At 63.9% G+C, this 20,469-nt stretch carries 21 protein-coding genes; all 21 read left to right on the forward strand.

What is annotated here, in order from left to right:
- The first annotated feature begins 148 nt into the window (after positions 1-148).
- The 21 genes from fleQ to flhB all read left to right on the forward strand — a co-directional run bounded on the left by fleQ (position 149) and on the right by flhB (position 20,319).
- Entirely contained in the window at positions 149-1,624 is a 1,476-nt protein-coding gene (gene fleQ, locus ACNFBR_RS23650) for a transcriptional regulator FleQ (RefSeq protein WP_234546633.1), read from the forward strand.
- A gap of 409 nt (positions 1,625-2,033) precedes the next feature.
- Positions 2,034-3,251, forward strand: coding sequence for a sensor histidine kinase (locus tag ACNFBR_RS23655; RefSeq protein WP_416737037.1), 1,218 nt, complete (start codon positions 2,034-2,036; stop codon positions 3,249-3,251).
- Positions 3,251-4,606, forward strand: a complete 1,356-nt coding sequence (locus ACNFBR_RS23660; RefSeq protein WP_416737038.1) for a sigma-54-dependent transcriptional regulator — start codon at positions 3,251-3,253, stop codon at positions 4,604-4,606. The genes ACNFBR_RS23655 and ACNFBR_RS23660 overlap by 1 nt, the downstream gene beginning before the upstream one ends.
- A 220-nt stretch (positions 4,607-4,826) precedes the next feature.
- Positions 4,827-5,159, forward strand: coding sequence for a flagellar hook-basal body complex protein FliE (gene fliE / locus ACNFBR_RS23665; protein WP_003254438.1), 333 nt, complete (start codon positions 4,827-4,829; stop codon positions 5,157-5,159).
- A 15-nt stretch (positions 5,160-5,174) separates the two neighbouring features.
- Entirely contained in the window at positions 5,175-6,953 is a 1,779-nt protein-coding gene (fliF, locus tag ACNFBR_RS23670) for a flagellar basal-body MS-ring/collar protein FliF (RefSeq protein WP_416737039.1), read from the forward strand.
- Complete coding sequence (gene fliG / locus ACNFBR_RS23675) at positions 6,946-7,965, forward strand: flagellar motor switch protein FliG (RefSeq protein WP_003254434.1); 1,020 nt, start codon at positions 6,946-6,948, stop codon at positions 7,963-7,965. Before fliF ends, fliG begins: the two co-directional genes overlap by 8 nt.
- Positions 7,966-8,001: 36 nt before the next feature.
- Positions 8,002-8,796, forward strand: a complete 795-nt coding sequence (gene fliH / locus ACNFBR_RS23680; RefSeq protein WP_416737040.1) for a flagellar assembly protein FliH — start codon at positions 8,002-8,004, stop codon at positions 8,794-8,796.
- The gene (fliI, locus tag ACNFBR_RS23685) at positions 8,786-10,141 is read left to right on the forward strand and encodes a flagellar protein export ATPase FliI (protein WP_416737041.1); all 1,356 of its coding nucleotides are present in this window, start codon (positions 8,786-8,788) and stop codon (positions 10,139-10,141) included. The genes fliH and fliI overlap by 11 nt, the downstream gene beginning before the upstream one ends.
- A 6-nt stretch (positions 10,142-10,147) precedes the next feature.
- A complete protein-coding gene (fliJ, locus tag ACNFBR_RS23690; RefSeq protein WP_416737042.1) occupies positions 10,148-10,600 on the forward strand; it encodes a flagellar export protein FliJ in 453 nt (150 codons plus the stop codon).
- Between the two features lie 210 nt (positions 10,601-10,810).
- Entirely contained in the window at positions 10,811-11,116 is a 306-nt protein-coding gene (locus ACNFBR_RS23695) for an STAS domain-containing protein (protein WP_015271215.1), read from the forward strand.
- 8 nt (positions 11,117-11,124) lie between these two features.
- Positions 11,125-12,816 carry a SpoIIE family protein phosphatase gene (locus tag ACNFBR_RS23700; RefSeq protein WP_416737043.1) on the forward strand — a complete coding sequence of 564 codons (1,692 nt, stop codon included), beginning with the start codon at positions 11,125-11,127 and terminating at the stop codon, positions 12,814-12,816.
- 48 nt (positions 12,817-12,864) lie between these two features.
- The gene (locus ACNFBR_RS23705) at positions 12,865-13,212 is read left to right on the forward strand and encodes an Hpt domain-containing protein (protein WP_416737044.1); all 348 of its coding nucleotides are present in this window, start codon (positions 12,865-12,867) and stop codon (positions 13,210-13,212) included.
- A gap of 72 nt (positions 13,213-13,284) precedes the next feature.
- Positions 13,285-14,550, forward strand: coding sequence for a flagellar hook-length control protein FliK (locus ACNFBR_RS23710; protein WP_416737045.1), 1,266 nt, complete (start codon positions 13,285-13,287; stop codon positions 14,548-14,550).
- Positions 14,551-14,906: 356 nt separating this feature from the next.
- Positions 14,907-15,404: a flagellar basal body-associated protein FliL gene (gene fliL / locus ACNFBR_RS23715; protein ID WP_416737046.1), complete on the forward strand. Its 498-nt coding sequence runs from the start codon at positions 14,907-14,909 to the stop codon at positions 15,402-15,404.
- A gap of 9 nt (positions 15,405-15,413) precedes the next feature.
- On the forward strand, positions 15,414-16,382 hold the full coding sequence (fliM, locus tag ACNFBR_RS23720) for a flagellar motor switch protein FliM (protein WP_416737047.1): 969 nt from the start codon (positions 15,414-15,416) through the stop codon (positions 16,380-16,382).
- Between the two features lie 47 nt (positions 16,383-16,429).
- The gene (fliN, locus tag ACNFBR_RS23725; RefSeq protein WP_416737048.1) at positions 16,430-16,897 is read left to right on the forward strand and encodes a flagellar motor switch protein FliN; all 468 of its coding nucleotides are present in this window, start codon (positions 16,430-16,432) and stop codon (positions 16,895-16,897) included.
- Between the two features lie 12 nt (positions 16,898-16,909).
- Positions 16,910-17,344: a flagellar biosynthetic protein FliO gene (gene fliO, locus ACNFBR_RS23730; protein WP_416737049.1), complete on the forward strand. Its 435-nt coding sequence runs from the start codon at positions 16,910-16,912 to the stop codon at positions 17,342-17,344.
- The gene (fliP, locus tag ACNFBR_RS23735; protein WP_003254415.1) at positions 17,344-18,099 is read left to right on the forward strand and encodes a flagellar type III secretion system pore protein FliP; all 756 of its coding nucleotides are present in this window, start codon (positions 17,344-17,346) and stop codon (positions 18,097-18,099) included. Before fliO ends, fliP begins: the two co-directional genes overlap by 1 nt.
- A 21-nt stretch (positions 18,100-18,120) precedes the next feature.
- A complete protein-coding gene (gene fliQ / locus ACNFBR_RS23740) occupies positions 18,121-18,390 on the forward strand; it encodes a flagellar biosynthesis protein FliQ (protein WP_012273497.1) in 270 nt (89 codons plus the stop codon).
- Positions 18,391-18,397: 7 nt separating this feature from the next.
- On the forward strand, positions 18,398-19,174 hold the full coding sequence (gene fliR, locus ACNFBR_RS23745) for a flagellar biosynthetic protein FliR (RefSeq protein WP_416737050.1): 777 nt from the start codon (positions 18,398-18,400) through the stop codon (positions 19,172-19,174).
- A gap of 2 nt (positions 19,175-19,176) precedes the next feature.
- Entirely contained in the window at positions 19,177-20,319 is a 1,143-nt protein-coding gene (gene flhB, locus ACNFBR_RS23750; protein WP_416737051.1) for a flagellar biosynthesis protein FlhB, read from the forward strand.
- Positions 20,320-20,469 lie beyond the last annotated feature (150 nt).

The following is a 20,469-nucleotide window of genomic DNA, read 5'->3' on the forward strand; positions in this document are numbered from 1 at the left end:
GGCGCCATAAATTTGACTGTGTGGGCCTTTTTGACTTTACTAGTGGCTGTTTTCGAATTTTCAGACGTCCGAACACTGACCATTCAGTCGGAATGATGTCGAGCACGCCCCTGCAGGGCGCCGATATGACTAGGGAAGTTGCTATTGCATGTGGCGTGAAACCAAGATTCTGCTGATCGATGACGACAGCGCGCGCCGCCGCGACCTTGCGGTGGTGCTGAACTTCCTCGGCGAAGAAAACCTCGCGTGCGCCAGCCATGACTGGCAGCAGGCGGTCGAGCCATTGTCCTCGAGCCGCGAAGTGCTGTGCGTGCTCATCGGTACCGTAAATGCTCCGGGCAATCTTCTTGGGCTGCTTAAGACAGTGGCTGCCTGGGATGAGTTCCTTCCGGTTTTGCTTTTAGGTGAAATTTCTTCTGCCGAACTGCCGGAAGACCTTCGCCGTCGGGTGCTGTCCAACCTGGAAATGCCGCCCAGCTACAGCCAGCTGCTGGATTCGCTGCACCGTGCCCAGGTCTACCGCGAAATGTACGACCAGGCGCGCGAGCGTGGTCGCCAGCGCGAGCCTAACCTGTTCCGCAGCCTGGTCGGCACCAGCCGTGCCATCCAGCATGTGCGGCAGATGATGCAGCAAGTGGCCGATACCGATGCCAGCGTGCTGATCCTGGGTGAGTCGGGCACTGGCAAGGAAGTGGTGGCGCGCAACCTGCACTACCATTCCAAGCGCCGCGAAGCGCCGTTCGTGCCGGTCAACTGTGGCGCGATCCCGGCCGAGCTGCTGGAAAGCGAACTGTTCGGCCACGAGAAGGGCGCCTTCACCGGGGCGATCACCAGCCGTGCCGGGCGTTTCGAGTTGGCCAACGGCGGTACCCTGTTCCTCGACGAAATCGGCGACATGCCGTTGCCAATGCAGGTCAAGCTGCTGCGCGTACTGCAGGAGCGTACCTTCGAGCGTGTGGGCAGCAACAAGACCCAGAGCATCGATGTGCGCATCATCGCTGCGACGCACAAGAACCTCGAGACCATGATCGAGGACGGCACCTTCCGCGAAGACCTGTACTACCGCCTGAACGTGTTCCCCATCGAGATGGCGCCGCTGCGTGAGCGGGTGGAAGACATCCCGTTGCTGATGAACGAGCTGATTTCGCGCATGGAGCACGAGAAGCGCGGGTCCATCCGTTTCAACTCCGCATCGATCATGTCGCTGTGTCGCCACGGCTGGCCGGGCAATGTGCGCGAGCTGGCCAACCTGGTGGAGCGCATGGCGATCATGCATCCGTACGGGGTGATTGGCGTGTCCGAGTTGCCGAAGAAATTCCGCTACGTCGACGATGAAGACGAGCAGATGGTCGACAGCCTGCGCAGCGACCTGGAAGAGCGAGTGGCGATCAATGGCCATACGCCGAACTTCAGCAACCACGCCATGCTGCCGCCCGAGGGCCTGGACCTCAAGGACTACCTCGGCAGCCTGGAGCAGGGGCTGATCCAGCAAGCGCTGGACGACGCCAACGGTATCGTTGCGCGCGCGGCTGAACGTTTGCGTATTCGCCGCACCACCTTGGTCGAGAAGATGCGCAAGTACGGCATGAGCCGCCAGGGTGGCGAGGACCAGGCAGAGGATTGACCTTGGGGCCGGGGTGCTCGCCTCGGCTTCTTTGGGGGCTGTTAGATCGAGCGCCGCCCGCGCGGCGCTTCGCGGGGCAAGCCCGCTCCCACATTTGTTGCAACGTGGCCATGCCTGTGGGAGAGGCGTTGTCAGCCTTGGTGCAAGGCTTGAGGCAGGTGGGGCGGCAGCGATGCCACCTCAGAAATCCAGCCAGCCCACCCAGGCTGGCAACCATGGCCTGACAGGTTCGGCACGTTGCAACAAATGTGGGAGCGGGCTTGCCCCGCGAAGCGCCGCGCGGGCGGCGCTCGATCTCCGCCCCGCCACAAATCCCCAGTCATGCATTAACCCCCATCTCCGGCACGGCTATTGCTACACCGCTGGCAACACACCGTTTTTATGACGGTCAGCCAAGCGAGAGAGCACGATGCCCCAGGCCGCCCACGTAACCCGAGCCCCCGATCAACAGGGGCAAACCCCGGTCGAGCAGGACAGCCGCCTGGGTATCGAGCACGCCTTCACCCTGTTCAATCAGGTGTCCAGCCAGCTAAGCCAGTCCTACAGCCTGCTCGAAGCCCGGGTCAGTGAACTCAAAGGCGAGCTGGCCGTGGTCAGCGCCCAGCGCATTGATGAACTCAGCGAAAAGGAGCGCCTGGCCAACCGCCTGCAAAACCTGTTGGACCTGCTACCCGGCGGAGTGATCGTGATCGATGGCCAAGGCCTGGTACGCGAAGCCAACCCGGCCGCTTGCGAGCTGCTTGGCGAGCCGCTCATCGGCCAATTGTGGCGCCAGGTAATCGCCCGCAGCTTCGCCCCGCGCAAGGACGACGGCCACGAAGTCTCGCTGCGCGACGGCCGTCGCCTGTCGATCGCCACCCGCTCGCTGGATGCCGAGCCGGGTCAGTTGGTGCTGCTCAACGACCTGACTGAAACCCGTCGCCTGCAAGACCAGTTGGCGCGCCACGAGCGCCTGTCGTCGCTGGGGCGCATGGTCGCCTCGCTGGCCCATCAGATTCGCACGCCGCTGTCGGCCGCCATGCTCTACGCCAGCCACCTGGCCGATAGCGAGCAAGCGCTGAGCGCGGAAACCCGCCAGCGCTTCGCCGCGACCTTGAAGGAACGCCTGCACGAGCTGGAACACCAGGTGCGCGACATGCTGGTGTTCGCCCGTGGTGAGCTGCCCCTGGGCGATCGGGTTACCCCGAAAGCCTTGTTCCAGGCCCTGCAGCAGGCAGCCCAGGCGCATGTGCAGGGGCACGCCGTGCGCTGGCAGTGCGATAGCCACCTGGGTGAGCTGCTGTGCAACCGCGATACCCTGGTCGGTGCCTTGCTCAACCTGATCGAAAACGCCCTGCAGGCCAGCGATGGCCCGGCACGGCTGAAGGTGCACCTGTACCGCCGCGATTGCAGCCTGCACCTGTGCGTCAGCGATGCCGGCTGCGGTATCGAGGCTGACTTGCTCGGTCGCCTGGGTGAGCCGTTCCTCACCACCAAGGCCACCGGTACCGGCCTGGGCCTGGCCGTGGTCAAGGCAGTGGTGCGCGCGCACCAGGGCACGCTCAACCTGCGCTCGAAAGTGGGCCGTGGTACGAGCGTGCGGGTTGAGCTGCCGTTGATTGGCGGGCAATTGGCGGAGGGTGTGTAATGGCAATCAAGGTGCTGCTGGTCGAGGACGACCGCGTATTGCGCCAGGCGCTGGGCGATACCCTGGAAATCGGCGGTTTCGCCTACCACGCGGTGGGCAGTGCCGAAGAAGCGCTGGAGGCCGTGCTGGATGACGCCTTCAGCCTGGTGGTCAGTGACGTGAACATGCCCGGCATGGATGGGCACCAGTTGCTGAGCCAGCTGCGCCGCCAGCAACCCCAGCTGCCGGTGTTGTTGATGACGGCGCACGCCGCTGTCGAGCGTGCGGTCGAGGCCATGCGCCAGGGCGCCGCCGACTACCTGGTCAAACCGTTCGAGCCCAAGGCGTTGCTCAGCCTTGTGCAGCAGCATGCCGCCGGGCGTTTGACCGGCGAAGAAGGGCCGGTGGCCTGCGAGCCGGCCAGCCGCCAGTTGCTGGAGTTGGCCGCTCGGGTGGCGCGCAGCGACTCGACCGTGCTGATTTCTGGTGAGTCCGGTACCGGCAAGGAAGTGCTGGCGCGCTACATTCACCAGCAGTCGCCACGTGCCGCGCAGCCCTTCGTCGCGATCAACTGCGCGGCGATCCCCGACAATATGCTTGAGGCCACCCTGTTCGGCCACGAAAAGGGCGCTTTCACCGGTGCTATCGCCGCCCAGGCGGGCAAGTTCGAGCAGGCCGAAGGCGGCACCCTGCTGCTTGACGAAATCTCGGAAATGCCCATGGCCTTGCAGGCCAAGCTGCTGCGTGTGCTGCAGGAGCGCGAGGTGGAGCGGGTAGGCGGGCGCAAGCCAATCAGCCTGGATATTCGTGTGCTGGCCACCACCAACCGTGACCTGGCGGGCGAAGTGGCGGCCGGGCGCTTCCGCGAAGACCTGTACTACCGCCTGTCGGTGTTCCCGCTGGCCTGGCGCCCGCTACGCGAGCGCCCAGGCGATATTCTGCAACTGGCCGAGCGCTTGCTGGCGCGGCATGTGGCCAAGATGAAGCATGCCCCGGTGCGTCTGTCGCCGCAGGCGCGCGCCTGCCTGCAGGCACATGCCTGGCCAGGTAACGTGCGCGAGCTGGACAACGCCCTGCAGCGGGCGCTGATTTTGCAGCAGGGCGGGGTGATCGAGGCGGCGGATTTTTGTCTGGCGGGCGCCATTCCATTGTCAGCTGGCACAGAGCCATCGCCTGAGGTGGATGTTGAAGCCAATGGCCTGGGTGATGACATGCGTCGCCACGAGTACCAGATGATCATCGACACCCTGCGCGCCGAGCGCGGCCGCCGCAAAGAGGCCGCCGAACGCCTGGGGATCAGCCCGCGTACCTTGCGCTACAAGCTGGCGCAGATGCGTGATGCCGGCTTTGACGTCGAGGCCAGCCTGTTCGGCTGATGTCCGCAAACCTGCGCAACCGCTGTAGGAGCAGCCTTGTGCTGCGAAGAGGCCGTTACAGGCGCAGCAACTGGGTTGGCGGGAAGGGCCTCTTCGCAGCACAAGGCTGCTCCTACAGGGAATCGAAGCAGGCGCGACGAGGCTGGCACCTTTGTTGCTTTACGTAGGCTATCCGCCGCATGAGTGTCAAAAAAATGCGGCCGCAGGAGAGAGAAGGGTCATGAGCCAAGGTGTTGAATTCAATCGTCTGATGTTGGACATGCGGGCCATGCAGGCCGATGCCATGTCGCTGCCCAAGGTCACCGCCGCGCCCGAGCTGGCGCCTGGGCAAAGTACCTTCGCCGACATGCTCGGCCAGGCCATCGGCAAGGTGCATGAGACGCAGCAGGCCTCGACCCAGCTGGCCAACGCCTTTGAAATCGGCAAGAGCGGCGTCGACCTGACCGACGTGATGATCGCTTCGCAAAAGGCCAGCGTGTCGATGCAGGCCATGACCCAGGTACGCAACAAGCTGGTCCAGGCGTACCAGGACATCATGCAGATGCCGGTTTGAGGACGGATGTAACCCATGGCTGAAGCAGTCGTCGAAAACGCCCCCGCCAAGGCTGGCTCGCCAGCGGCCAAACCGCCGCTATTCGGCATGGCGTTTCTGGAAAACATCGCGCAGATGCCCATGCTGCGCCAGATCGGCCTCATGGTCGGCTTGGCGGCCAGCGTGGCCATCGGCTTTGCCGTGGTACTGTGGTCGCAACAACCCGATTACCGTCCGCTGTACGGCAGCCTGTCGGGCATGGACACCAAGCAGGTCATGGACACCCTGGCCGCTGCTGACATCCCTTATAACGTGGAGCCCAACTCGGGTGCACTGCTGGTCAAGGCCGACGACCTCTCCCGTGCGCGCCTGAAACTGGCAGCCGCGGGTGTGGCGCCGAGCGACGGCAATGTCGGCTTCGAGCTGCTCGACAAGGAGCAGGGGCTGGGCACCAGCCAGTTCATGGAAGCCACCCGCTACCGCCGCGGCCTGGAAGGCGAGTTGGCGCGTACCGTTTCCAGCCTTAACAACGTCAAGGCCGCGCGCGTGCACCTGGCCATTCCGAAAAGCTCGGTGTTCGTGCGCGACGAGCGCAAGCCCAGCGCCTCGGTACTGGTCGAGCTGTACCCAGGCCGCGGCCTGGAAGCCGGGCAGGTGATGGCCATCGTCAACCTGGTCGCCACCAGTGTGCCGGAGCTGGACAAGTCCCAGGTCACCGTCGTCGACCAGAAGGGCAACCTGCTGTCCGAGCAGATCCAGGACTCTTCGCTGACCCAGGCCGGCAAGCAGTTCGACTACAGCCGCCGGGTGGAAAGCATGCTCACCCAGCGTGTGCACAATATCCTGCAGCCGGTGCTGGGCAACGACCGCTACAAGGCCGAAGTGTCCGCCGACCTCGACTTCAGTGCGGTCGAGTCCACTTCCGAACAGTTCAACCCCGACCAGCCGGCGCTGCGCAGCGAGCAGTCGGTCGACGAACAGCGCGCCAGCAGCCAAGGCCCGCAAGGTGTGCCCGGTGCCCTGAGCAACCAGCCGCCCGGCGCTGCTTCGGCACCGCAGACCACCGGTGGCGCCGCCACCCCGGCTGCGGCCATTCAGCCTGGCCAGCCGCTGGTGGATGCCAACGGCCAACAGATCATGGACCCGGCCACCGGCCAGCCGATGCTCGCGCCGTACCCGTCGGATAAACGTCAGCAAAGCACCAAGAACTTCGAGTTGGACCGCTCCATCAGCCACACTCGCCAGCAGCAAGGGCGCATGACCCGCCTGTCGGTGGCGGTGGTGGTGGACGACCAGGTCAAGCTCGATCCGGCCACCGGTGACGCCACCCGTGCGCCGTGGGCCGCCGAGGATCTGGCACGCTTTACCCGCCTGGTGCAGGACGCCGTTGGCTTCGACGCCAGCCGTGGCGACAGCGTGACGGTAATCAACGTGCCGTTCGCCGCTGACCGTGGCGAAGAAATCGCCGACATCGCCTTCTACCAGCAGCCGTGGTTCTGGGACATCGTCAAGCAGGTGTTGGGCGTGGTGTTCATCCTGGTGCTGGTGTTCGGTGTACTGCGCCCGGTGTTGAACAACATTACAGGGGGCGGCAAGCAGGCTGCCTCGGATAGCGACATGGAGCTGGGCGGCATGATGGGTCTGGATGGCGAACTGGCCAACGACCGCGTCAGCCTGGGTGGCCCGACAAGCATTCTGCTGCCTAGCCCGAGCGAGGGTTACGAGGCACAGCTCAACGCAATCAAAGGCCTGGTGGCCGAAGACCCGGGCCGTGTCGCCCAGGTCGTGAAAGACTGGATCAACGCCGATGAGTGATAACCGAGCCGTTACCGCCAAGCTGAGCCGCGTCGACAAGGCGGCGATCCTTCTGCTCTCGCTGGGCGAGACCGATGCGGCCCAGGTGCTGCGGCACATGGGGCCCAAGGAAGTGCAGCGGGTGGGTGTGGCCATGGCGCAGATGGGCAATGTGCACCGTGACCAGGTCGAACAGGTAATGAGCGAGTTCGTCGACATCGTCGGCGACCAGACCAGCCTGGGCGTGGGTTCTGACGCGTACATCCGCAAGATGCTCAACCAGGCGTTGGGCGAGGACAAGGCCAATGGCCTGGTCGACCGCATCCTGCTTGGCGGCAACACCAGCGGCCTGGACAGCCTCAAGTGGATGGAGCCACGCGCCGTGGCCGACGTGATCCGCTACGAGCACCCGCAGATCCAGGCCATCGTGGTGGCCTACCTCGACCCTGACCAGGCCGGCGAAGTGCTGAGCAACTTCGACCACAAAGTGCGCCTGGACATCGTCTTGCGCGTGTCGTCGCTGAACACCGTACAGCCAGCGGCGCTGAAGGAACTGAACCAGATTCTCGAGAAGCAGTTCTCGGGCAACTCCAACGCCGCGCGCACCACCCTGGGTGGTATCAAGCGTGCTGCCGACATCATGAACTTCCTCGATAGCTCCGTGGAAGGTGCGCTGATGGACGCGATCCGCGAAATCGACAGCGACCTGTCGGAGCAGATCGAGGACCTGATGTTCGTCTTCAACAACCTGGCCGACGTCGACGACCGCGGTATCCAGGCTCTGCTGCGCGAAGTGTCGTCCGACGTGCTGGTGGTGTCGCTCAAGGGCGCCGACGAGCGGGTCAAGGACAAGATCTTCAAGAACATGTCCAAACGTGCTTCGGAGTTGCTGCGCGACGACCTGGAGGCCAAGGGGCCGGTACGGGTCAGCGACGTGGAGACGGCGCAGAAGGAAATCCTCACCATCGCCCGCCGCATGGCTGAGGCCGGCGAGATCGTGCTCGGTGGCAAGGGCGCCGAGGAAATGATTTAAGCGGCAAGCTTCACGCTTTGACCAACAGGCATTTCAATGTCCACCAAAGAACATCATCCCAGCGACCTGATCCGCGCCTGCGACCTAGAGGGCGTGGACGTGTGGGCGCTGCCCAGCTTCGACCCGGAACCAGAGCCTGAGCCCGAACCAGAGCCTGAGCCCGAAGTCATCGAGGAAGAAGTCGAGGAAGTGCCGCTGGAAGAAGTCCAGCCGCTGACCCTGGAAGAACTCGAAGCCATCCGCCAGGAGGCCTACAACGAGGGCTTCGCCACCGGTGAGCGCGAGGGTTTCCACAGCACTCAGCTCAAGGTTCGACAGGAAGCCGAGGAGGCCCTGAAGGCCAAGCTGGAAAGCCTTGAGCGGCTGATGGCCAACCTGATGGAGCCGATCGCCGAGCAGGACACGCACATCGAGAAGTCGCTGGTGCACTTGGTGGCGCACATGACGCGCCAGGTGATCGGCCGCGAGCTGCGCAACGATTCCAGCCAGATCACCCAAGTGCTGCGCGAAGCGCTCAAGCTGCTGCCCATGGGTGCGGACAATATCCGCATCCACCTCAACCCGCAGGATTTCGAGCTGGCCAAGGCCCTGCGCGAACGCCACGAAGAAAACTGGCGGCTGTTGGAAGACAGCGCGCTGCTGCCGGGTGGCTGCCGTATCGAGACTGCCCATAGCCGCATCGACGCGAGCATGGAAACGCGTATCGAGAAGGCTGTTGCACAACTGTTCGACCAGTTGCACGACCATTCCCTGCACCCCGCGGCACCAGACCTGTCGGTAGACCTGGATGTTCCGGTAGAGCGCGCTGTGGGCGACCCTGATGCGCCTTGATCGCACCAGTTTCGGCAAGCGCCTGGGCAGCTACGCCGAGGCCATCGCGCTGCCGGTCCAGCCTACCGTCGAAGGCCGTCTGCTGCGCATGGTCGGCCTCACCCTGGAAGCCGAAGGCCTGCGCGCCGCAGTAGGCAGCCGTTGCCTGGTGATCAACGACGACAGTTACCACCCGGTACAGGTCGAGGCTGAAGTCATGGGCTTTGCCGGGCCCAAGGTGTTCCTCATGCCGGTGGGCAGCATCGTCGGTATTGCGCCAGGGGCGCGGGTGGTGCCGCTGGATGACGGCGGCCGCCTGCCCATGGGTATGAGCATGCTGGGCCGCGTGCTCGACGGTGCCGGCCGCGCGCTGGATGGCAAGGGCGGGATGAAGGCCGAGGACTGGGTGCCGATGGACGGCCCGGTGATCAACCCGCTCAACCGCGACCCTATCAGCAAGCCGCTGGACGTGGGCATTCGCAGCATCAATGGCCTGCTTACCGTCGGCCGTGGCCAGCGGTTGGGCCTGTTTGCCGGTACTGGCGTGGGTAAGTCGGTGCTGCTGGGCATGATGACCCGCTTCACCGAAGCCGAGATCATCGTGGTCGGGCTGATTGGTGAGCGGGGCCGCGAAGTGAAGGAATTCATCGAGCATATCCTCGGTGAAGAGGGCCTCAAGCGCTCGGTGGTGGTGGCCTCACCGGCCGACGATGCGCCGCTGATGCGCCTGCGTGCCGCCATGTACTGCACGCGTATCGCCGAGTACTTCCGCGACAAAGGCAAGAATGTGCTGTTGCTGATGGACTCGTTGACCCGTTTCGCCCAGGCCCAGCGGGAAATTGCCCTGGCCATCGGCGAGCCGCCGGCCACCCGCGGTTACCCGCCATCGGTGTTCGCCAAACTGCCCAAGCTGGTGGAACGGGCGGGCAATGGCGAGCCGGGCGGTGGGTCGATCACGGCGTTCTATACCGTGCTGTCGGAGGGCGACGACCAGCAGGACCCGATCGCCGACTCGGCGCGGGGTGTGCTCGATGGCCACTTCGTGCTGTCGCGCCGGTTGGCCGAGGAAGGCCATTACCCGGCCATCGACATCGAAGCGTCGATCAGCCGGGTCATGCCGCAAGTGGTCGATGCCGATCATTTGCGTCAGGCGCAGAAGTTCAAGCAGCTGTGGTCACGCCTGTCGCAAAGCCGCGACCTGATCAGCGTGGGTGCCTACGTGGCTGGCGGTGATCCGGAGACCGACCTGGCCATCGCCTTGCAATCGAAGTTGGTGGAGTTTCTGCGCCAAGGGCTGCGCGAGAACGTGGGCATGGCGCAAAGTCGCGAACAGCTGGGGGCGATTTTCACGCCCCCGGCAGGCTGATAAGCCATGGCGCTGCCCGGTCGCGCCGCGCGCCTGGCGCCGGTGGTGGACATGGCCGAAGAGGCCGAGCGCAAGGCCGCCCAGCGCCTTGGGCACTTCCAGCAGCAGGTGGCCACGGCCCAGGCCAAGCTGGCCGAGCTGGAACGCTTTCGCGAGGATTACCAGTTGCAGTGGATCAACCGCGGCGGGCAGGGCGTCAATGGCAGCTGGTTGGTCAACTACCAGCGTTTTCTCGGGCAGTTGGAAACGGCCATGACCCAGCAGCGCCAGAGCCTGGTCTGGCACCAGAACAACCTCAACAACGCCCGTGGTGTCTGGCAGCAGGCCTATGCCCGGGTCGAGGGCTTGCGCAAGCTGGTGCAGCGCTACATGGATGAGGCCCGGCGCGCTGAAGACAAGCGCGAGCAGCGGTTGCTCGACGAGCTGTCCCAGCGCCTGCCGCGGCAGAACCACCTCTGAATCTGACACTGGCCTGTAGGAGCAGCCTTGTGCTGCGAAGAGGCCAGTGGCGAGTGCCGATAACTTCCCTCCATGCACTGGCCTCTTCGCAGCACAAGGCTGCTCCTACACAAGAGCCTGGCCTGCCTCCAGGTCGCGGCTTGCTACCCCCGGTATCGCCTGCTAAACCTTTAAGGAGTTGCATCCGCCATCATCGAAGGAATCGCTAGCATGGCAGTCGAGACTGATTTTTCGCAGGACGGGAAAAAGCTGACGATCAAGATCAAGGGGCGCTTCGATTTCGGCAAGCACCAGGAGTTTCGTGACGCCTACGAGCGCCAGCCCAACCGGCCCGATTCGGTGGTCGTTGACCTGAAGGACACCACCTACCTCGACAGTTCCGCGCTCGGCATGCTGCTGTTGCTGCGCGATCACGCGGGCGGCGATGAGTCGGATGTGCGCGTGGTACATGCCAGCTCCGACGTGCGCAAGATCCTCGCTATCTCCAATTTCGAAAAACTCTTCGATATCAGTTGAGCACCGACATGCCGGTCGAACAGGCATTGACCGTGCTGGTCGCCGAAGACGGCGCCGCCGACCGCCTGCTGCTCGCACAGATCGTTCGTCGCCAGGGCCACCAGGTAGTCACCGCGGAAAACGGCGAGCAGGCGGTAGCGTTGTTCATCGAGCGGCGCCCGCAACTGGTGTTGTTGGATGCGTTGATGCCGGTAATGGACGGCTTCGAGGCGGCACGGCGGATCAAGGCCTTGGCTGGCGAAGCGCTGGTGCCGATCATTTTCCTGACCTCGCTGAACGAGGAGGAGGGCCTGGTGCGCTGCCTGGAGGCCGGCGGCGATGACTTCATGGCCAAGCCCTACAGCGCAGTGATCCTCGCGGCCAAGATACGCGCCATGGACCGCCTGCGCAGGTTGCAGGCCACCGTGCTGGAGCAGCGCGACCAGATCACCCGGCACCATCACCACCTGCTCAACGAGCAGCGGGTGGCCAAGGCGGTGTTCGACAAGGTGGCCCACTCCGGCTGCCTTTCCGCGCCCAACATCCGCTACCTGCAATCGCCCTACGCGCTGTTCAATGGCGACCTGATGCTGGCGGCATTCACCCCGGCCGGCGACATGCGCGTGCTGCTCGGCGATTTCACCGGCCACGGCTTGCCGGCGGCGGTCGGCGCCATGCCAATGGCCGAGGTGTTCTACGGCATGACCGCCAAGGGCTACGGCATGGCACAGATCCTGCGGGAGATGAACGCCAAGCTCAAACGCATCCTGCCGGTGGACATGTTCTGCTGCGCATTGCTGCTCAACCTGAGCATGCAGCGTGGCTCGGTGGAGGTGTGGAATGGCGGCATGCCTGATGGCTATCGCCTGTCGGTGGATGGCCAGGTATTGTCGACGCTGAGTTCGCGGCACCTGCCGCTGGGCATTCTGGCTGCCGAGCGCTTCGATGACAGCACCGAGGTGCTGCCGCTGGCGCCGGGCGAGCGCCTATTGCTGCTGTCGGACGGCGTGCTCGATACCGCCGACGACCAGGAGCGCCTGTTTGGCGTAAAGCGCCTGCGCGCGGTGCTGGCCGACAACCGTGAGCCGGCCCGCTTGTTCGATGAGCTGATGCAGGCCCTGGAGCGCTTTGGCGGGCGCCCGCGCGACGACATCAGCTTGTGTGATATTCGTATGTTCACTGCCGAGGAGCGCGTACCGGCGCCGATGATCTACTCTGATAGCGGCCGCTCCAGCCCACTGGATTGGTCGCTAGGCTTCGAGGTGCGAGGCGAGAGCCTGAAGCGCTTCAACCCGGTGCCGTACCTGGTGCAGTTGTTGCAAGAGATTCACGGGCTGCGCGCGCGTACCGGCAACCTGCACAGTGTGCTCAGCGAGTTGTACTCCAACGCCCTGGAGCATGGCGTGCTGGGCCTGGATTCTCAGCTCAAGCGCGATGTGCAGGGCTTTGCCGACTATTATCAGGAGCGCGCCCGGCGGCTGGGCTCGCTGACCGACGGCTTTGTAAGCATCGATTTCAAGGTTGAACCCCATGGCGACGGTGGCCGTCTGATGATTCAGGTCCGCGACAGCGGTGCCGGCTTCGATGTGCAGCGGGTGCTTGCGCGGCCCTCGCGGGACCAGGGGCTGAGCGGTCGCGGTCTGAACCTGGTGCGGCGGCTGGCCAGCGACGCGCGCTGGAGTGAGGGTGGGCGTTGCGCGCATGTGGCGTTCGTATGGTGAGCCACGGGCTGGCTCGGGCATAATCTGGCTTGATCAAGGAGTGAACAAGTGACTGACCTGCATATTGACCACAAGGTACTCAGTGACCTGCGTGAAGTCATGGAAGACGGCTACCTGCAGTTGGTACAAACCTTTCTCGACGACTCCGAGCGGCGCCTGGGTCAACTGCACGCGGCCAAAAGTGCCGAAGAACTCGGCGCCGCCGCTCACAGTTTCAAGGGCAGCAGCAGCAACATGGGCGCAGTGGCCTTGGCCAACCTGTGTCAGCAGCTGGAAGAGCGCGCGCGGCGGCCCCCGCTGTACGGCATCGAGGACCTGATCCGCCGTATCGACCTGGAGTTCGTCGAGGTGCAACGCTTCTACCGTGGTGAGCAACAGCGTATTTCCGCAGGCTGATACGCGAGTTGGCGCGAGTCTTGCCTGTCTCTGCCCGGATGATTTTTTTGTTTCTGGCGCGGAGACCGCTCGATGCCTGTCGCACCCAACCCCTTGTTGCAAGCCAATGGCGTTACCAACACCTCGCGTTCGGCCGCCGTGCAGGCGGACAAACCGTTGCAGGCACTGGGCGGCAAGGGTGACGGCTTTGGCCAGGTGATGGCCAGGCAAGGGCGCGACAAGGTTGCCGGGCAGGAGGACAAGCTCGCCCAAGCCAAGCCCAAGGATAAACCTGAAACGGCCGCGAGCGGCAAGAAAGACCCGGCTGACAAAACGGCGGTTGCCGATGACGGCAACAAATTGCCTGCGGACGATGCGGCTCAAGCTGACACCGGGTTGCGCGATGCCAGCTTGGTGGCCGGCCAGGTCACCGATGCCCAGCCCGGCGCGCAACTGATCCAGGCCCAGGCCGAGACGGTGGCACCCGTGCTGCAGGCCGCCACCGCGCAAACCCAGGTTGCCGCAACGTTGCCTGAAGAGCCCTCTGCCGAGGAAGCTTTCGACCCGGATGCAGACCCCCTGGCCAACCTGCCGACCCTGCGCTTGGCGCTGGAGCACAGTGCTCAGGCCAAGGGCGCTACTTCGGCACATGCCTTGGACCCCGCCCAGGCCCAGGGCGAAGAGGGGCGGGCAGCCGTCAATACCTTGGCGAATTTGGTCGAGAATGCCGAGGGCGATAGCACCGAATCCGGTGACAAGGCCTTTGGTGCCTTGCTCGAAGATGGTTTGAAGGACACCAAGAGTGCCAGCAGCGACACCCGTGTCGATGATTTCGCCAACCGTCTGGCCAGTTTGACCCAGGCCGCCACGGCCAAGACCGCCAACGCCGTGCCGGCCAATGCCAGCCCGCTGCATCAACCGTTGCCGATGAATCAGAATGCCTGGGCCGAAGGCCTGGTCAATCGGGTCATGTACCTGTCCAGCCAGAACCTCAAGTCGGCAGATATCCAGCTGGAGCCCGCAGAGCTGGGCCGCCTGGACATTCGCGTCAATGTTGCGGCGGACCAGGCCACCCAGGTGACCTTCATCAGCGGCCACGCCGGCGTGCGGGATGCCCTCGACAGCCAGGTGCACCGCCTGCGCGAACTGTTTGCCCAGCAAGGGCTGGCGCAGCCGGATGTGAACGTGGCCGACCAGTCGCGCGGGCAGCAACAGCAGCAGGGGCAGGCGCAGGGCAGCAATCTGTCCGGGGTGGCGGCGCGCCGGGGCGAACAGGGAGGGGGTGAGGTTGCCGACAGTGTGCGGCCTGTGGAGCAGCAGGTGGTTATCGGCGACAGCGCGGTCGATTATTACGCCTGATGCCGGGTGTATGGCTCGGGTTTTTTGGTGTCTGTGAGATCGAGCGCCGCCCGCGCGGCGCATCGCGAGCGAAGCTCGCTCCTACATTTGTTTCGGGCCAGTATCGCCTGTGGCAGGCGCGCGCGACCGCCTTGTTTGTACGACGCGATATCGCGCCATACGCAAAGGGCGCGCGCGCGACCTTCACAGGAATAATTGGCCCGAAACAAATGTAGGAGCGAGCTTCGCTCGCGATGCGCCGCGCGGGCGGCGCTCGATCTCACAAGCGCAACATCTCGCAAGACGAAATCTGGCATAACACTTGCTCAAGCCAAGCCATCCTCCCTTGAACCCCCGATGGACGACGGATTATTGGCATGGCGAAGAGCGAAGCAGTCAAAGACCCCGCCACTAAAGGCAAACTCAAGCTGATCCTGCTGGCCGTCGTAGGCCTGTTGCTGGCGATCGGCCTTTCGGTGGGCGCTACCTGGTTCATCATGCACAAGAGCGAGCCGGCCCCGGCCGCCGAGGCTGCGGCCGGCAACGTCAAGCCTGCGGCCATCTACGAGGCGCTGACCCCGGCCTTCGTGGTCAACTTCAACCAGAACGGCCGCCAGCGCTACATGCAGCTGAGCATCACCATGCAGGCGCGTAACCAGGCCGACCTGGATGCACTCAAGGTGCACATGCCGGTGATCCGCAACAACCTGGTGATGATGTTCTCCGGGCAAGGCTTCGACACCCTCGCCAGCAGCCCGGTCGGGCAGGAGATGCTGCGCCAGAAGGCCACCGCGGTGGTCCAGGAAGTAGCGCAGAAGGAAGTCGGCAAGCCGGTCATCGACCAGTTGCTGTTCACCAATTTCGTATTGCAGTAGGAGTCCGCAATGGCCGTACAGGACCTGCTGTCCCAGGATGAAATCGATGCCCTGTTGCACGGCGTCGACGACGGGCTGGTGCAGACCGAAAGTGCATCCGAGCCTGGCAGCATCAAAAGCTACGACCTGACCAGCCAGGACCGTATCGTGCGGGGTCGCATGCCGACCCTGGAAATGATCAACGAGCGTTTCGCCCGTTACACCCGCATCAGCATGTTCAACCTGTTGCGCCGCTCCGCCGACGTGGCCGTGGGTGGCGTGCAGGTGATGAAATTCGGCGAATACGTGCACTCGTTGTATGTGCCGACCAGCCTCAACCTGGTCAAGATCAAACCGCTGCGCGGTACCGCGCTGTTCATCCTCGACGCCAAACTGGTGTTCAAGCTGGTGGACAACTTCTTCGGTGGCGATGGCCGTCATGCCAAGATCGAAGGCCGTGAGTTCACGCCGACCGAGCTGCGCGTGGTACGCATGGTGCTGGATCAGTGCTTCGTCGACCTCAAGGAGGCCTGGCAGGCAATCATGCCGGTCACCTTCGAGTACATGAACTCCGAGGTCAACCCGGCCATGGCCAACATCGTCGGCCCCAGCGAGGCGGTGGTGGTGTCCACCTTCCACATCGAGCTGGACGGCGGTGGCGGCGACCTGCACGTGACCATGCCGTACTCGATGATCGAGCCGGTGCGGGAAATGCTCGATGCCGGCTTCCAGTCCGACCTGGACGACCAGGACGAGCGCTGGGTCAAGGCCTTGCGCGAGGACGTGCTGGACGTGGCCGTGCCAATGACCGCCACGGTCGCCCGGCGTCAGCTGAAGCTGCGTGACATCCTGCACATGCAGCCGGGTGACGTGATCCCGGTGGAGCTGCCCGAGCACCTGGTGCTGCGCGCCAACGGCGTGCCGGCGTTCAAGGCGCGCCTGGGTTCGCACAAGGGCAACCTGGCCCTGCAGATCATCGACCCGATCGAACGCCGTTGATGGCGTGCCGGTCGCTCATAACGAATTGAATGCCTGTCGAGGAAACCATGGCTAACGAAAACGAGATCACCTCCGCAGAGGACCAGGCGCTGGCCGATGAGTGGGCTGCGGCCCTTGAAGAAACCGGCTCGGCCGGGCAGGCCGACATCGATGCGCTGCTGGGCGGTGACTCCGGTAGCGCTGGCGGCCCGGGCCGCCTGCCGATGGAAGAGTTCGCCAGCTCGCCAAAGCCGAACGAAAACGTCAGCCTCGAAGGGCCGAACCTGGACGTGATCCTGGACATCCCGGTGAACATCTCCATGGAAGTGGGCAGCACCGAGATCAACATTCGCAACCTGCTGCAACTCAACCAGGGTTCGGTGATCGAGCTCGACCGCCTGGCCGGCGAGCCACTCGATGTGCTGGTCAACGGCACGCTGATCGCCCATGGCGAAGTGGTCGTGGTCAACGAAAAGTTCGGCATTCGCCTGACTGACGTGATCAGCCCCAGCGAACGTATCAAGAAGCTGCGCTGAGTGAAGGGCACGATGCGCGCCATCGCGGCGCTTGCGGCACTGCTTGCCAGCCACGCCTGCCTGGCTGCGGCCACGCCGGCGGCGACCCCGGCAGCGGCACCAGGCAGCCTCGGTGGGCAGTTGGCGCAGATGGTCTTCGGCCTGCTGCTGGTCGTGGGCCTGATCTTCTTCCTGGCCTGGCTGCTGCGGCGCCTGCAGAGCACGGCGGTGAAGGGTGGGCAGGTGATCGAGATCGTCGGCAGCCGTGCCATCGGCCCGCGTGATCGCCTGCTGCTGGTGCAGGTGGGCAAGGAGCAGATCCTGATCGGCCATAGCCCCGGCAGCATCGAGGCCCTGCATGTGCTGGCCGAACCCGTGGAAGTGCCGGCAAGCGCCCGTCAGGCGGCGCCGGAGTTTGCCCAACGGCTGATGGAGCTGATGGGCAAGGACCCTAAGGACAACAAGTGATGAGCGGCGCGCTGCGTACGTTGTTGACTCTGGCGCTGCTGCTGGCCGCGCCGCTGGCCCTGGCCGCCGACCCACTGTCGATCCCGGCCATTACCCTGTCCAATACCCCGGACGGGCAGCAGGAATATTCGGTCAGCCTGCAAATCCTGCTGATCATGACTGCGCTGAGTTTCATCCCGGCGTTCGTCATCCTTATGACCAGCTTCACCCGCATCATCATCGTGTTCTCTATTCTGCGCCAGGCCCTGGGCTTGCAGCAGACACCGTCGAACCAACTGCTGACCGGCATGGCACTGTTCCTGACCATGTTCATCATGGCCCCGGTGTTCGACCGGGTGAACCAGGACGCCCTGCAGCCCTACCTGAAAGAGCAGATGACTGCCCAGCAGGCCATCGACAAAGCCCAGGGCCCGCTCAAGGACTTCATGTTGGCGCAAACCCGGCAAAGCGACCTCGACTTGTTCATGCGCTTGTCCAAGCGTACCGACATCGCAGGCCCCGACCAGGTGCCGCTGACCATTCTGGTGCCAGCGTTCGTCACATCCGAGCTGAAAACGGCGTTCCAGATCGGTTTCATGATCTTCATCCCGTTCCTGATCATCGACATGGTGGTGGCCAGTGTGCTGATGGCCATGGGTATGATGATGCTGTCGCCGCTGATCATCTCGCTGCCGTTCAAGATCATGCTGTTCGTGCTGGTCGATGGCTGGGCGCTGATCATGGGTACCCTGGCCAGCAGTTTCGGCGGCGTCTGACGCCGTCAAGGAGAGCCGCCGATGACACCTGAAGTAGCTGTCGACCTGTTCCGTGATGCCCTCTGGCTGACCACCCTGATGGTCGCTGTGCTGGTGGTGCCGAGCCTGTTGGTGGGCCTGGTGGTGGCGATGTTCCAGGCTGCCACGCAGATCAACGAACAGACCTTGAGCTTTCTGCCGCGCCTGCTGGTGATGCTGATTACCCTGATCGTCGCCGGGCCGTGGCTGGTGCAGAAGTTCATGGAGTACATCACCACCCTCTACACCAACATCCCGCAGCTCATTGGTTGATGCGCCGATGCTGGAGCTGACCGACACGCAGATCGGCACCTGGGTCGCCACCTTCATCCTGCCGCTGTTCAGGGTGACGGCGGTGCTGATGACCATGCCGATCTTCGGTACTCGCATGTTGCCGGCGCGGGTGCGCCTGTACGTGGCGGTGGCGATTACCGTGGTGATCGTGCCGGCACTGCCGCCGCTGCCTGAGTTCGACCCGCTGAGCCTGCGCGGTTTGCTGCTGTGCGCCGAGCAGATCATCGTCGGCGCGCTGTTCGGCCTGGCCTTGCAGCTGTTGTTCCAGGCCTTCGTGATTGCCGGGCAGATCGTCGCGGTGCAGATGGGCATGGCCTTCGCCTCGATGGTCGACCCCGCCAACGGCGTCAACGTCACGGTGATCAGCCAATTCATGACCATGCTGGTGAGTGTGCTGTTCCTGTTGATGAACGGCCACCTGGTGGTGTTCGAGGTGCTGACCGAAAGCTTCACCACCCTGCCGGTGGGCAGTGCGCTGATGGTCAACCATTTCTGGGAGCTGGCCGGGCGCATGGGCTGGGTGTTCGCCGCCGGCCTGCTGTTGATTTTGCCGGTGATCGCCGCCTTGCTGGTGGTGAACATCGCCTTTGGCGTGATGACCCGTGCCGCGCCGCAGCTGAATATCTTCTCCATCGGCTTCCCGCTCACCTTGGTGCTGGGCATGTTCATCTTTTGGGTCGGCCTGGCCGATGTGTTGTCCCATTACCAGGCATTGGCCAGCGAAGCGCTGCAATGGCTGCGTGAACTGGCGAGGGCGCGCTGAGCATGGCGGAAAGCGAGAGCGGTCAGGACAAGACAGAAGACCCCACCGAAAAGCGCAAACGCGATGCGCGCGAGAAAGGCGAGATCGCCCGCTCCAAGGAGCTGAACACGGTGGCGGTGACCTTGGCTGGCGCGGGTGGCCTGTTGGCGTTCGGCGGCCATCTGGCCGAGACGTTGCTGACCATGATGCGCATGAACTTCAGCCTGACCCGCGAGATCATCGTCGACGAGCGGGCCATGGGTGCCTTCCTGCTGGCCTCGGGCAAGATGGCGATATGGGCCGTGCAGCCGGTTTTGATCCTGCTGTTCGTGATTTCCTTCGTGGCCCCCATCGCCCTCAGTGGCTTCCTGTTCTCCGGTAGCCTGCTGCAGCCAAAATTCAGCCGCATGAACCCGCTGTCGGGGATCAAGCGCATGTTCTCGATGAACAGCCTGACCGAGCTGCTCAAGGCGCTGGCCAAGTTCTTCGTGATCCTGATCGTGGCGGTGGTGGTGCTGTCCAACGATCGTCAGGCCTTGCTGTCGATTGCCAATGAGCCGCTGGAGCAGGCGATCATTCACAGCCTGCAGGTGGTGGGCTGGAGTGCCTTGTGGATGTCGGCCGGGCTGTTGCTGATCGCCGCGGCGGACGTGCCGTTCCAGCTGTACCAGACGCACAAGAAAATGAAGATGACCAAGCAGGAAGTGCGCGACGAGTACAAGGACAGCGAGGGCAAGCCGGAGGTCAAGCAGCGCATTCGTCAGCTGCAGCGCGAGGTGTCGCAGCGGCGCATGATGGCGGCGGTGCCGCAGGCCGACGTGATCATCACCAACCCGACGCACTATGCGGTGGCTTTGCAGTACGACCCGGAGAAGGGTGGTGCGGCGCCGTTGCTGCTGGCCAAGGGCAGCGACTTCATGGCGTTGAAAATTCGCGAAATTGGCGTGGAGCACAAGATCCAGATTCTCGAATCGCCGGCGCTGGCGCGGGCGATCTATTACTCCACCGAGCTTGAGCAGGAAATTCCCGCGGGCTTGTACCTGGCGGTGGCGCAGGTGCTGGCCTATGTGTTCCAGATCCGCCAGTACCGCGCTGGCAAGGGCAAGCGGCCCGAGCCGCTCAACGACGACCTGCCGATCCCGCCGGACCTGCGCCGCGACAGCTGATGGGCTTGTCGGTGGTTTTGCAGTGCCTGTGAGATCGAGCGCCGCCCGCGCGGCGCATCGCGAGCAAGCTCGCTCCTACATCTGTTTCGGGCCAGTTTTGCCTGTGGGATTTGCGCGCGAACGCCTTGGCGCATGGCGCGATATCGCGTG

This window comes from Pseudomonas sp. NY11955 (assembly GCF_048068035.1).
GTDB lineage: Bacteria > Pseudomonadota > Gammaproteobacteria > Pseudomonadales > Pseudomonadaceae > Aquipseudomonas.